This window comes from Actinomadura geliboluensis, assembly GCF_043197915.1.
GTDB lineage: Bacteria > Actinomycetota > Actinomycetes > Streptosporangiales > Streptosporangiaceae > Spirillospora > Spirillospora geliboluensis.
The window spans coordinates 295854-307763 of sequence record NZ_JBICUA010000012.1 but is presented as its reverse complement, the minus strand read 5'-3'; the positions used below and the strand labels follow the sequence as shown (position 1 = coordinate 307763).

General features: G+C 74.2%; 12 protein-coding genes. 9 read left to right on the top strand and 3 right to left on the bottom strand.

What is annotated here, in order from left to right:
• The first annotated feature begins 22 nt into the window (after window positions 1-22).
• The 6 genes from ACGFI1_RS34820 (at window position 23) to ACGFI1_RS34795 (ending at window position 4136) form a co-directional block, all read left to right on the top strand.
• Window positions 23-754: a GntR family transcriptional regulator gene (locus ACGFI1_RS34820; RefSeq protein ID WP_240807653.1), complete on the top strand. Its 732-nt coding sequence runs from the start codon at window positions 23-25 to the stop codon at window positions 752-754.
• A gap of 77 nt (window positions 755-831) precedes the next feature.
• Window positions 832-2268, top strand: coding sequence for a PTS ascorbate transporter subunit IIC (locus tag ACGFI1_RS34815; protein ID WP_138636874.1), 1437 nt, complete (start codon window positions 832-834; stop codon window positions 2266-2268).
• 40 nt (window positions 2269-2308) lie between these two features.
• The gene (locus tag ACGFI1_RS34810; protein ID WP_138636875.1) at window positions 2309-2611 is read left to right on the top strand and encodes a PTS sugar transporter subunit IIB; all 303 of its coding nucleotides are present in this window, start codon (window positions 2309-2311) and stop codon (window positions 2609-2611) included.
• Complete coding sequence (locus ACGFI1_RS34805) at window positions 2608-3045, top strand: PTS sugar transporter subunit IIA (protein ID WP_387067106.1); 438 nt, start codon at window positions 2608-2610, stop codon at window positions 3043-3045. Before ACGFI1_RS34810 ends, ACGFI1_RS34805 begins: the two co-directional genes overlap by 4 nt.
• Window positions 3038-3787 carry a sugar isomerase domain-containing protein gene (locus ACGFI1_RS34800; protein ID WP_386866027.1) on the top strand — a complete coding sequence of 250 codons (750 nt, stop codon included), beginning with the start codon at window positions 3038-3040 and terminating at the stop codon, window positions 3785-3787. The genes ACGFI1_RS34805 and ACGFI1_RS34800 overlap by 8 nt, the downstream gene beginning before the upstream one ends.
• A gap of 91 nt (window positions 3788-3878) precedes the next feature.
• Window positions 3879-4136, top strand: a complete 258-nt coding sequence (locus ACGFI1_RS34795; protein ID WP_138636878.1) for an EF-hand domain-containing protein — start codon at window positions 3879-3881, stop codon at window positions 4134-4136.
• A gap of 69 nt (window positions 4137-4205) precedes the next feature.
• Here ACGFI1_RS34795 and pgi read toward each other — a convergent pair whose 3' ends face one another.
• Window positions 4206-5852, bottom strand: coding sequence for a glucose-6-phosphate isomerase (gene pgi, locus ACGFI1_RS34790; RefSeq protein WP_387067109.1), 1647 nt, complete (start codon window positions 5850-5852; stop codon window positions 4206-4208).
• Window positions 5853-6043: 191 nt separating this feature from the next.
• Here pgi and ACGFI1_RS34785 point away from each other — a divergent pair, with 191 nt between their 5' ends.
• The gene (locus ACGFI1_RS34785) at window positions 6044-6838 is read left to right on the top strand and encodes an acyl-CoA thioesterase (RefSeq protein ID WP_387067112.1); all 795 of its coding nucleotides are present in this window, start codon (window positions 6044-6046) and stop codon (window positions 6836-6838) included.
• Between the two features lie 6 nt (window positions 6839-6844).
• On the opposite strand, the gene ACGFI1_RS34780 is transcribed toward ACGFI1_RS34785, so the two are convergent.
• Window positions 6845-8116 (bottom strand): MFS transporter, encoded by a 1272-nt coding sequence (locus ACGFI1_RS34780; RefSeq protein WP_392791519.1) that lies wholly within the window; start codon window positions 8114-8116, stop codon window positions 6845-6847.
• A 208-nt stretch (window positions 8117-8324) separates the two neighbouring features.
• On the opposite strand from ACGFI1_RS34780, the gene ACGFI1_RS34775 reads away from it, so the two are divergent.
• Together ACGFI1_RS34775 and ACGFI1_RS34770 are read left to right on the top strand one after the other, a co-directional pair.
• Window positions 8325-9344 carry a lactonase family protein gene (locus ACGFI1_RS34775; RefSeq protein ID WP_392791516.1) on the top strand — a complete coding sequence of 340 codons (1020 nt, stop codon included), beginning with the start codon at window positions 8325-8327 and terminating at the stop codon, window positions 9342-9344.
• A gap of 70 nt (window positions 9345-9414) precedes the next feature.
• Window positions 9415-10794, top strand: coding sequence for an NADP-dependent succinic semialdehyde dehydrogenase (locus tag ACGFI1_RS34770; protein ID WP_392791514.1), 1380 nt, complete (start codon window positions 9415-9417; stop codon window positions 10792-10794).
• 7 nt (window positions 10795-10801) lie between these two features.
• On the opposite strand, the gene ACGFI1_RS34765 is transcribed toward ACGFI1_RS34770, so the two are convergent.
• Window positions 10802-11779: an ornithine cyclodeaminase family protein gene (locus ACGFI1_RS34765; RefSeq protein ID WP_392791511.1), complete on the bottom strand. Its 978-nt coding sequence runs from the start codon at window positions 11777-11779 to the stop codon at window positions 10802-10804.
• Window positions 11780-11910 lie beyond the last annotated feature (131 nt).

The following is an 11910-nucleotide window of genomic DNA, read 5'->3' as shown; positions in this document are numbered from 1 at the left end:
ACGTCAAGAGGAGGTGAACGGCGTGCCATCCGCCGGTGAATCCCGCTCCGGGAGCACGAAACGGCAGGCGGTGCGCCGGGAACTGCTGGCGATGCTGGACGGCCTGGACGTGGGGGACGCCCTCCCGTCCGAGCGCCGGCTCGCCGCGGACCTCGGCGTCTCGCGGCCGACGCTGCGGCAGGCCATCGACGGCCTGGTCGCCGAGGGCCTCCTCGACCGGCGGCACGGGAGCGGCACCTACGTGGCCGAACCCCGGATCGCGGTGTCGCTGACCATGACCTCCTTCACCGAGGACATGATCAGGCGCGGGATGAAGCCGGGCGGGCGGGTCCTGTCGTTCCGCACCGAGACGGCGGGGGCGCGGATCGGCAGGCGGCTCGCCCTCTCCCCCGAGGAAGAGGTATTTACCATTCGCCGGCTCCGGCTGGCCGACGAGGCGCCCATGGCGATCGAGACCCTCTACATGCCGCGGTCGCTCATGCCCGGGCTGCGCAGGCACGACCTGGAGGGGCGGTCGTTCTACGACCTGCTGCGCGGCGCCGGCATCGTGATCGCCTCGGGCACCGAGACGATCGAGCCGACCGTCACCACCGCCGAGGAGGCCGCCGAGCTCGGAGTGCCGGTGCACATGCCGGCGTTCCTGTTCGAGCGGATCACCCGGGACGCCGACGGGCGGCCCCTGGAGTACGTGCGGTCCCTGTACCGCGGCGACCGCTACCGCCTGGAACTGGACCTGCGACCACCGAACCACTGACCAACCGGACGACCGTCCAGCGCGCTGACGGGGGCGACAGCGCACCACCACCCCCCGGGAAGTGAGGCGACTTCACCATGGACGTCATCAAGGACATCCTCACCTTCCTGGCCGACAACGTGTTCGGCCAGGTGCCCATCCTCATCGGTCTCATCACGCTGATCGGGCTGATCCTCCAGCGCAAGCGCTTCGAGGACGTCTTCGCGGGCGCGCTGCGCGCCACCATCGGCGTCGTCATCCTGTTCATCGGCGTGGAGGTGTTCACCGGCGGCCTGACGAGCTTCCAGACCGTCCTCGCCAGCGCGATGGACACCACGCCGCCGAAGGCAGACAACACCCTCGCCGACTTCCTCACCAAGCAGGGCGGCACGGTCGCGCTGGTCATCACGGTCGCGTTCCTCGTGCACGTGCTGGTCGTCCGGCTGTTCCCGGCGGCCCGCTACCTGTACCTGACCGGGCACCTGATGTTCTGGATCAGCACGGTGACGGTCGCCTCGCTGGTGACGATCGCGCCGGACGCCGACCAGCTCACGCTGGTGCTGTGCGGCGCCGGGTTCGTCGCCGCCTACTGGACGCTGCAGCCGCTGTGGATGCGGCCGCTGATGCGCCGCGTCATGCCCGACGACCGGTTCGGGTTCGCGCACACCAGCTCGCTCGCGTGCCTGATCACCGGGTACGCCGCACGGCCGCTCGGCAGCCGCGAGAAGCACGACACCGAGAAGCTGAAGCTGCCCCGCCAGCTGTCGTTCTTCAAGGACGTCAACGTCAGCACCGCGCTGATCATCACGGTGATCATGCTGGTGGGCGTCGCGCTCGCCGACGACGGCGTGGTGGCCAAGGCCGCCGCCGAGATGGACGAGAAGCTGTCCCCGTGGGTGTGGGCGGTCCTGGTCGGCCTCCGGTTCGCGGGCGGCATCGCGATCCTGCTGTTCGGCGTGCGGATGTTCCTCGGCGAGATCGTCCCGGCGTTCAAGGGGTTCAGCGACCGGGTCATCCCCGGCACCCGTCCCGCGCTGGACGCGCCGACCGTGTTCCCCGTCGCGCCGACCGCCGTCATGGTCGGGTTCGTCTCGTCCACCGTCGTGTTCCTGGTCTGCCTCGGCGTGTTCGCCGGCGCCGGCTGGTTCACCCTCGCCCCGCCCATGATCATGCTGTTCTTCGTGGGCGGCGCCGCCGCGCTGTTCGGCAACGTGGTGGCGGGCTGGCGCGGCGCGGTGCTGGGCGGTGTGATCTCCGGGCTCGTCCTCGCGGTCGGGCAGGCCGTCACCTGGGGCCTGTACGAGAAGACCGCGCCGGAGCTCGCCACCCTCGCCGACCCCGACTGGTACGCGATCGCGTGGCTGCTGAAGGCCGTGGAACCGGTCGCCGGCGGGAACGCGGTCTGGGCGGTGCCCGCCGTCGCGCTCGCCGCGATGGTCGCGTCCCTGCTGCTGCTCGGCCGGGCCGAGAAGCGGCGGGCCGGCGCCGCGGACGGGGACGCCGCGCCCGAGGACACGGCCCCGGCGCGGGCCTGACCGAACCGACTAGAGAGCCGATCGAGAGAGAAGGACCGAGATGGCACTGGACCGGCAACTGGAGATCCTCGCGGTCTGCGGCGTCGGCATGGGCTCCAGCCTGATGCTCAAGATGACCGCCGAGGACGCGCTGCGGTCGCTCGGCGTCGAGGCGCGGGTGGAGAACACCGACGTGTCCACGGCGCGCGGGATGTCGCCCGACGTGGTGATCGGCCAGGGCATGCACACGAGCGAGATCGCCGACCTCGCGCCCGTCGTGATCACCGTCAGCGACTTCCTCGACAAGGAGGGACTCGAAGCGCAGCTCAGGGAGCGCCTCACCGAGCAGGGATGGCTCTCATGACGGTCGTCACAGCCACGGACGGCGTCGAGGCGGCCGACTGGCGGGAGGCCGTCCGCAAGGCGGCCTCCGCGCTGGTCGACGCGGGCGCGGCGGGCGAGGGCTACCCGGACGCGTGCGTCCGCGTGGTGGAGGAGAACGGCCCGTACATCGTGCTGACCAAGGGCCTGGCGCTCGTCCACGCCCGCCCCGAGGAGGGCGGGCTGGCGGTCGGCGTCGGCGCGACCCGGCTGGCGTCGCCGGTCGAGTTCGGCCATCCTGACAACGACCCGGTCGACCTGCTGCTCGCCTTCTGCACGCCCGACCCCGACGCGCACGTCGGCGTCCTCGCCGGGCTGGCGCGCGCGCTGTCGGGCGGCCTGGCCGACCGGCTCCGCGCCGCGTCCGGCCAGGAGGACCTGGCCCGCATCCTGAAGGAGGCCGTGCCCGATGCCTGAAGCCACCCGGACGCAGCTCCCCGACCGGGTGCGGACCCTGCTGGACGACCTCGACGAGACGTCGGGCAAGGCGATCGACGCCGCGGCGGCGCTGCTCCTGGAGTCGGTCGAGGCCGACGGGATCGTGCACGTCGCCGGGGCGGGGCACTCCCTCGCCATGGTGTTCGAGACGTTCTACCGGGCGGGCGGCCTCGCCGCCGTCCGCCCGGTCTGGGACCCCGGCGTGTTCCCGCTCGACGACGCGCTGCGCAGCACCCGCGTCGAGCGGGAGGCCGGGGTGGGGCGCGCCGTGGCCGCCGCGGCGGCGCCCGCCCCGCCGGACGTGGCGGTGGTGTTCTCCACCAGCGGCCGCAACCCCTACCCCGTCGAGGTGGCTGCGGAGTGCCGGGCGCGGGGCGTGCCGGTCGTCGCGGTGACCTCGGCGCGGGCCGCGCGGGGCGCGGCGGCGCGGACGGCGACGGCGCTGGCCGACCACGCCGACATCGTGCTGGACACCTGCGTCCCGCCCGGCGACGTGCTGCATCCGGCGGCGGCGCCGCGCACCGCGGCGGCCTCCACGATCCTCGCCGCGTACGCGTGGGCGCGGGTGCTGGCCGCGCTGGACGACCTCGCGGCGGCGCGCGGCGCGGAGCTGCCCCGCTGGACGAGCGCGAACGTCCCCGGCGGCGACGAGGTGAACGCCGCGCTGCTCGCGCGCTACCGGCACCGCGTCCCCGAGCTGACGGGGGATGAACACCCGTAAACCTGGGCACTTCCTGCGGCGTTTCGCATATGGCCCGGCTCGCTCCCTATGACATGATGCGTGGCTACCATCGGACAGAACGAGGAGCGAGATGACGACACGACCGACCGAGGACGACCTTCTTGCGCTGTTCACTCGCGCGGACCTCGGCGGCGACCAGAAGCTCGACCTGATGGAGTTCACGCTCGTCCTGGACGAGCTGGGCCTCGCCTGGACGCGCGCCGAGACGCAGGACAGGTTCGAGCGGGCGGACGGCAACCTCGACGGGTTCATCTCCTACGAGGAGTTCCGCGCGATCATGAAGTCCCAGGGCTGGGCCGAGGGGCCGCTGCCGGGCGCCCGCGCCTGACCGGCGGCTGAACGGAACGGGGCCCGCCGGCATGTCCGGCGGGCCCCTTTGGCGTTCGCGGCGCGCGGGTCAGACGCGGCGGCCGCGCAGCTCCCGGTACCGGCGCACCAGCGCGGCCGTGGACGGGTCGGGCGCCTGCGCGGGCGGCTCGGCCGAGGTGAGCGCGGGCGCGAGGTCCATCGCCATGACCTTGCCGAGCTCGACGCCCCACTGGTCGAAGGAGTCGATGCCCCAGATCGTCCCCTCGACGAACACGATGTGCTCGTAGAGCGCGACGAGGGACCCGAGGGTCTTCGGGGTGAGCTTGGGCACCAGGATCGTGCTGGTCGGCCGGTTGCCCGGCATGACCTTGTGCGGGACGACCGCGGCGGGCGTCCCCTCGGCGGCGATCTCCTCGGCGGTCTTGCCGAACGCGAGCGCCGACGTCTGCGCCAGCATGTTCGCGGTCAGCAGGTCGTGCATGCCCGCGGGCCCGTCGACGGCGGGGTCCTCGAAGGGCTCGGCGAAGCCGATGAAGTCGGCGGGGACGAGCCGGGTGCCCTGGTGCAGCAGCTGGTAGAAGGCGTGCTGGCCGTTGGTGCCGGGCTCGCCCCAGAAGATCTCGCCGGTCTGCGCGACGACGGGCGCGCCGTCGGCCCGCACCGACTTGCCGTTGGACTCCATCGTGAGCTGCTGGAGGTAGGCGGGGAAGCGGGCCAGCCGCTGGCTGTAGGGCAGCACGGCGCGGGTCTGCGCGCCGAAGAAGTCGGTGTACCAGACGCCGAGCAGGCCCATCAGCACCGGCATGTTCGCCTCGAACGGCGCGGCGCGGAAGTGCTCGTCGATCTCGCGGAACCCGGCGAGCATCTCGCGGAACGCCTCGCCGCCGATCGCGATCATCAGGGACAGGCCGATGGCGCCGTCGAAGGAGTACCGGCCGCCGACCCAGTCCCAGAAGCCGAACATGTTGGCGGTGTCGATGCCGAACTCGGCGACCCGCTCGGCGTTGGTGGACACGGCGACGAAGTGCCGGGACACGGCCCCGGCGTCGCCGAGCCGGTCGACGAGCCACCGCCGCGCGACCTTGGCGTTGGTGAGGGTCTCCAGCGTCCCGAACGTCTTGGAGCTGATGACGAAGAGGGTCTGCTCGGGGTCGAGGCCCGCGAGCTTCCCGACGATGTCGGCGGGGTCGATGTTGGAGACGAACCGGCAGGAGACGCCCGCGTCGGCGAAGTCGTGCAGGGCCTCGTAGGCCATGGCGGGGCCGAGGTCGGAGCCGCCGATGCCGATGTTGACGACGGTCGTGATCCGCTTGCCGGTGAACCCGGTCCACTCACCGGAGCGGACGCGCCCGGCGAAGTCGGCCATCTTGTCCAGGACGGCGTGCACGTCGCCGGCGACGTCCTGGCCGTCCACGGTGAGGGCCTCGCCGGGCGGGAGCCGCAGCGCGGTGTGCAGGACGGCGCGGTCCTCGCTGACGTTGATGTGCTCCCCGGTGAACATCGCCTCGATCCGGGCGCGCAGCCCGGCCCGCTCGGCGAGCGCGACGAGCAGCCCCACCGTCTCGCTCGTGGCGCGGTGCTTGGAGTAGTCCAGGTGGAGGTCCCCCGCGGTCACCGTCATGCGGTCGACGCGCCCCGGATCGTCCGCGAACAGGTCGCGCAGGTGCCGCCCGGCGAGCGCGGCGTGGTGCTCGGCCAGCGCGGACCACTCGGGCGACTCGGTGATATCTGCCATTGCCTCTCTCATCTCCTCGCGGGGCGGGCGCCGATCCCCCTGGGCGCCGTCCCCACGGCGATCATAGGTCGACCGCGCGTGACCGTATCAGGGTCGTCCCCCGCCGCGCAGGGGACGGCCCCGGATGCCGGCGGGCGCCCCGCCGCCGAGTAGGGTCGCGCCACGGCGCCGGTCCCCCCACGAGGAGCACGATGAGCGACGGCATCACGCGGATGTTCGAGCTGGCCCCGCTCGGCGGGGACGCCTTCCTCGCCACCTCGCCGTCGGTGGGGCGGCCGCGGCTGTTCGGCGGGCAGGTCGCCGGGCAGAGCCTGCGCGCCGCGTGCCTGACCGCGGACGGCCGCCCGCCGCACTCCCTGCACGCCTACTTCATCCGCCCGGGGACGCCGGACGAGCCGCTGCGCTTCGACGTGGCCCGGACCCGCGACGGCCGCTCGTTCTCGACCCGGCACGTCACCGCGAGCCAGGGCGGCAAGCCGATCCTGGAGCTGATCGCCTCTTTCCACGCCCCGGAGGACGGGTTCGACTGGCAGCTCCCCGGGCCGCGGGGCGTGCCCGCGCCGGAGGGGCTGCCCGAGCCGGTGCTGCCGTCGTTCTTCAAGCACCCGGTCGGCTTCGACATCCGGGTGGTGGACCCGCCCGCCGACGGCGAGTTCCCGATGCCGCACCCGTTCTGGATCCGGGCGTCCGGCCCGGTCGGCGACGACCCGGCGCTGCACGCGTGCCTGATCGCCTACCTGTCGGACATGGCGGTGGTGAGCAGCGCCCGCGCGCCCGGTTCGCCGCGGCGGCTCGCCACGGCCGTCACCCTGGACCACGCGATGTGGTTCCACCGCCCGCCGCGGGTGGACCAGTGGCTGCTGTACTCGGTGGACCCGGTCACCAACCACGGCGCCCGCGGCCTCGCGCGGGGCACGCTCCACACCATGGACGGAACGCTCCTGGTCTCGGTGGCCCAGGAGGCGCTGCTGCGCCCGGAGTCCTGACCGGCGTCAGGCGTCGGCGGCGGCGAGGGCCGGGACGGGCTGCGCGGCGGGGGCCGGGGCGGGGGCGGCCGCGCGGGCGCGGCGCAGGCGGGCCAGGCCGTAGGCGGCGGCCAGCGCGGCGGCGAGGCTGACGGCCCCGGCGAGGACCAGCGCGGTGCGCGGGCCGAGGGTGTCGCAGAGCGCGCCGAGGGCCGGGCCGCCGAACGCGCCGGACGCGGCGCCGACCATGCCCTGCGCGGCGATCACGCGGCCGCGCAGCCCGCCGGGGCTGTCCAGCTGGACGCGGGTGGCGACGGTGGTGTCGAACACGACAGCGCAGGCCGCGATCGGCAGCATGGCGGCGCCGAACAGCAGCAGGTCCGGGGCGCCGCCGCTCAGCATCTGCCCGGTGCCGCACAGCGCCGCGGCGACCAGCAGCAGCCGGAGCGGGAGGCGGGTGCGGGAGGCGGCGTAGACGCCGCCGAGGACGGTGCCGACCGCGAACGCCACCGACAGGGCGCCGTACCCGGCGGCGCCCGCGCCGAGCGGCCCCTGGCTCATCGCGGCCATGGTGACCTGGTAGTTGCGGCCGAGGCTGCCGAGCACGAACGCCAGCCCGAACATGATCAGCAGCCGGGGCGAGGCGAGCACGTAGCGGAAGCCCGCGACGATGCCGCGCTCCCCCGGCCCGGCGGGCGGCAGCCGGTGCAGCTCGCCGCCGCGCATCAGGGCGATGGCCGCGAGGACGCCGAGGAAGCTCACCGCGTTCACCGCGAACGCGCCCGGCACCCCGGCGAGCGGGATCACGATCCCGGCGAGGCTCATCCCGAGGATGCGGCCGCCGGAGCTCAGCACCGAGCCGAGCGCGAGGCCGTTGGACAGGTCCTCCTGCCCGACCACCTCGGCGCCGAACCGGCCGAGCGCGGGCGAGGTCAGCGCGGTCGCGACGCCGGACACCAGCGTGATCGCGTACAGCCCGCCGGTGCCGCTCGGGTCCCCCGCCGCGATCACCGCGAGCAGGGCCGACAGCACCGCCTGGACCACCTGGCCCGCCGCCACGACGTACCGGGCGGGCAGCCGGTCGGCGATCACCCCGCCCCACGGCCCGATCAGCATCGTGGGCAGGGCCTGCAGGACGAGGCCGAGCCCGACGCTGGTCGCCGAGCCGGTGATCGACAGGATGAGCCAGTTCAGCGCCAGGACCTGCATCCACGTGCCGGTGATCGAGACGAAGTCCGCCACGGCCCACAGCCGGTAGTTGTGGTGGCGCAGCGAGCGCAGCATCACCGGGATAGCCAAGGTCTTCTCCCCCTAAAGGTCACACCAAGTGACCTTCAACGCCGGGTATGCGGGAGGCGTTCCAAACCTGCGAAGTGTGCGAGATACATCACGTTTCCGCAGGTGAGCGCAGGGAAGTCGGGCGTCCCGCCGGATCCCCCGGCGCGCCGGGGCTAGGCTCGCCTTCGGCCGCCGGCGGGCGGGAAGATCACGAACGGAGTGGGACCGGGTGAGCGAGCGGGCGTTCTGGGTGGGCACGTACACCGGCGAGGCGGGCGCCGGCGCCGGGATCTACCGGGTGGCGCGGCGCTCCGACGGGACGCTCCGGGCGCCGGAGCTCGCGGCCGGGGCGGTGAGCCCGTCCTACCTGGCGGCGCATCCCGGGAAGGGCGTCCTCTACGCCGTGCGCGAGGAGGACGAGGGCGGCGTCGCCGCGTACGCGGTCGGCGGCGGGCGGCTGCGGGAGATCGGCCGGCGGCCCGCGGGTGCGCTCCCGTGCCACCTGTCCGTGACGCCGGACGGCGGCCGCCTGGTCGCCGCCGACTACGGGTCCGGGACGGTCCGGGCCTACCCGCTGGCGGGCGACGGCGGCTTCGCCGGGGACGCCGCCGTGGCGGAGGGGCACGGCGCCGGGCCCCGCGCCGACCGGCAGGAGGGGCCGCACGCCCACATGTCCGCGCACGCCCCGGACGGGACCGTGCTCACGACCGACCTCGGCGCCGACCTCGTCCGCTCGTTCCGGATCGAGGGCGGCGCGCTGCGGCTCACCGGGGAGACGCCGCTGCCGGCCGGGTACGGGCCGCGGCACCTGGCCGTCCACCCGGGCGGGTACGTGCACGTGCTGACCGAGCTGGCCGCGGCCGTGCTCGTGCTGCGGCCGGTGGACGGGTACACGCGGCTGGAGGTGGTCGCGGAGTCGCCCGCGACGGCCGGTCCGGCGGGCGGCACGGCCCAGGGCGCGGCGATCAAGCTCGGGGACGGCGGCCGGTACGTCTACACCTCCATGCGGGGCACGGATGTGGTGACGGCGCACCGGGTGCTGGACGGCGGCGCGGCGCTCGCGCCGGTCGCGGACGTCCCGTCGGGCGGGCACTGGCCCCGCGACCTGCACGTGGACGGCGAGTGGATGCACGTGGCGAACGAGCGCGGCGGCACGATCTCGACCTTCCGCATCGGCGGCGACGGCGTCCCGGCGCCGGCCGGGGCGCCCCTCGGCGTCCCCTCGCCCGTATGCGTGATCCCCGCCTGACGGGCGTTTCCCGGGAGGCCCCACGGGCACGTGCCGGTCAATAGACCGGACGATCCAGGAGCATCCCGACATGACGACGATCGCGACGACCAACCCGGCGACGGGCGAGGTCGAGAAGACCTTCGAGGCGTTCACCGACGCGGAGGTCGACCGCCGCATCGCGCGCGCGGCGGAGACCTTCGCCTCGTACCGCAACACCCCGCTGGAGCGGCGCGCGGAGTGGATGAACGCGGCGGCGGACATCCTCGACCGGGAGTCCGAGCAGATCGGCGCCATGCTGACGACCGAGATGGGCAAGACGCTGAAGGCGGCCGGGGCGGAGGCGCAGAAGTGCGCGAAGGCGTGCCGGTACTACGCGGAGCACGCGGCGGAGTTCCTCGCCGACCGGCGGCCCGCCGCGCCGGGCGACGTCGGCGCGTCCGACGCCTACGTCCGCTACCAGCCGCTCGGCCCGGTACTGGCGGTCATGCCGTGGAACTTCCCGCTCTGGCAGGTGATCAGGTTCGCGGCGCCGGGCCTGATGGCGGGGAACGTGGGGCTGCTGAAGCACTCCTCGAACGTCCCGCAGACGGCGCTGTTCCTGGAGGACCTGTTCCGCCGCGCCGGGTTCCCCGAGGGCGCGTTCCAGACGCTGCTGATCGGCTCGGCGAAGGTCGAGCGGGTGCTGCGCGACCCGCGGGTGAAGGCCGCGACGCTGACCGGCAGCGAGCCCGCCGGCCGGTCGGTCGCCGCGATCGCCGGGGACGAGGTCAAGCCGAGCGTGCTGGAGCTCGGCGGCAGCGACCCGTTCCTGGTGATGCCGTCCGCCGACATCGAGGCCGCGGCGCGCACGGCGGCGGAGTCGCGGTGCCTCAACAACGGGCAGAGCTGCATCTCGGCGAAGCGGTTCATCGTCGACATCGGCTGCGCCGACGAGTTCGAGCGGCTGTTCGTGGAGCACATGCGCGCGCAGAAGGTCGGCGACCCGATGGACGACTCCACCGACGTCGGCCCGCTCGTCAGCGAGCAGGGCCGCGCCGACGTGGAGGAACTCGTCGCGGACGCGGTGGAGAAGGGCGCGACGGTGCTGTGCGGCGGGCGGCGGCCCGAGGGGCCGGGCTGGTTCTACCCGCCGACCGTGATCGGCGGGGTGACGCCCGAGATGCGGATGTACCACGAGGAGGTCTTCGGGCCGGTCGCGTCGCTGTTCCGGGTCCGCGGGGTGTCGGAGGCGGTGGAGGTCGCGAACGCGACGGGCTTCGGGCTCGGCTCGAACGCCTGGACCCGCGACGACACCGAGCGGGAGCGGTTCGTCCGCGAGCTGGACGCCGGGCAAGTGTTCGTCAACGGCAAGACGACGTCGTACCCGGAGCTGCCGTTCGGCGGGGTGAAGCGGTCCGGCTACGGCCGGGAGCTGTCGGCGGACGGCCTGCGCGCGTTCTGCAACGCCAAGACCGTCTGGGTCGGCTGACCCGGCGTCACAGCTCCACGTGCCGGCCCACGCCGGCCTCGCGGGCGCGTTCGACGATCACCGAGGCGGCGGCCGTGTCCTGCACGCCGATGCCGACGCTGTTGTAGAAGACGGTGTCGGCGGCGTCCTCCCGGCCGGGGGCCAGACCCGCGACGATGGGCCCGAGCGGCCGCACCTCCTCCGGGCTCAGGTGCCCGGCGCGGACGGCGGCCACGACGGGGCCGGCGTGGTCGAGCGCGGTCGGCACGTCGTCCACCACGACGGCCGCGGCGCGGGTGAGGACGGCGTCGTCGACCTCCGCCCGGTCCGGCGCGAACGACCCGACGCTCAGCACCGTGCAGCCGGGATCGAGCCACGCGCCGAGCACGACCGGCTCGGCGCTGGTGGTGGCGGTGACGACGATCTGCGCGCCCTCCACCGCCTCCCTCACGGACGCCGCCCGCTCGACCGGCGCGCCCAGCTCGTCCGCCAGCTCGGCGGCGACGGTGCAGGTGTCGGGATGGCGGCAGGCCACGGCCGTCCGGGCGATCGGGCGGACCGCCGCCATCGCGCGGACGTGCGCGCGGCCCTGGACGCCGCAGCCCGCCACCGCGAGCCGGGACGCGTCCGGCACCGCGAGGTGGTCGGCGGCCACCGCGCTCGCCGCCGCCGTCCGCAGCGTCGTGACGGCCTCGCCCTCGATGATCGCGACGGGCCGGCCGTCGACCGGGTCCTGCACGGTCACGAGCGCGGCGACGGTCGGCAGCCCGCGCGCCGCGTTGCCGGGGTGCACGCTGCCGAACTTGGCGACGGCGCCGGTGCCGGGCAGCCGGGACACGTAGCAGAACGCGACGTCGCCGTCCGGGCCGTCCAGCAGCAGGCGGGGCGCGAGCCGCGCCTCCCTGCGGCCGAGCGCGCCGAACGCGGCCCGCTGCGAGGCGATCGCCGCCGGGAGGTCGAAGACGGCGCGCACGTCGGCGGCGGACAGCAGCAGGACATCGGCCATGGGGTGATCTTCGCGAGCCCGCCGCCGCGCTGTCGAGGGCGGAAGGGCAAGCGGTTCTTATCGATCACTACATGAGATCGCATGCTCGGCCGACTCGACGGCCGTCCCGCGACGTTCCACGCTTTCAGCAT

Coding starts and splice junctions, on each gene's coding strand:
- ACGFI1_RS34810 (WP_138636875.1), top strand. CDS start 2,309: ATGGCACTGGACCGGCAACTGGAGATCCTCGCGGTCTGCGGCGTCGGC.
- ACGFI1_RS34805 (WP_387067106.1), top strand. CDS start 2,608: ATGACGGTCGTCACAGCCACGGACGGCGTCGAGGCGGCCGACTGGCGG.
- ACGFI1_RS34785 (WP_387067112.1), top strand. CDS start 6,044: ATGAGCGACGGCATCACGCGGATGTTCGAGCTGGCCCCGCTCGGCGGG.
- ACGFI1_RS34815 (WP_138636874.1), top strand. CDS start 832: ATGGACGTCATCAAGGACATCCTCACCTTCCTGGCCGACAACGTGTTC.
- ACGFI1_RS34770 (WP_392791514.1), top strand. CDS start 9,415: ATGACGACGATCGCGACGACCAACCCGGCGACGGGCGAGGTCGAGAAG.
- ACGFI1_RS34800 (WP_386866027.1), top strand. CDS start 3,038: ATGCCTGAAGCCACCCGGACGCAGCTCCCCGACCGGGTGCGGACCCTG.
- pgi (WP_387067109.1), bottom strand. CDS start 5,852: ATGGCAGATATCACCGAGTCGCCCGAGTGGTCCGCGCTGGCCGAGCAC.
- ACGFI1_RS34795 (WP_138636878.1), top strand. CDS start 3,879: ATGACGACACGACCGACCGAGGACGACCTTCTTGCGCTGTTCACTCGC.
- ACGFI1_RS34765 (WP_392791511.1), bottom strand. CDS start 11,779: ATGGCCGATGTCCTGCTGCTGTCCGCCGCCGACGTGCGCGCCGTCTTC.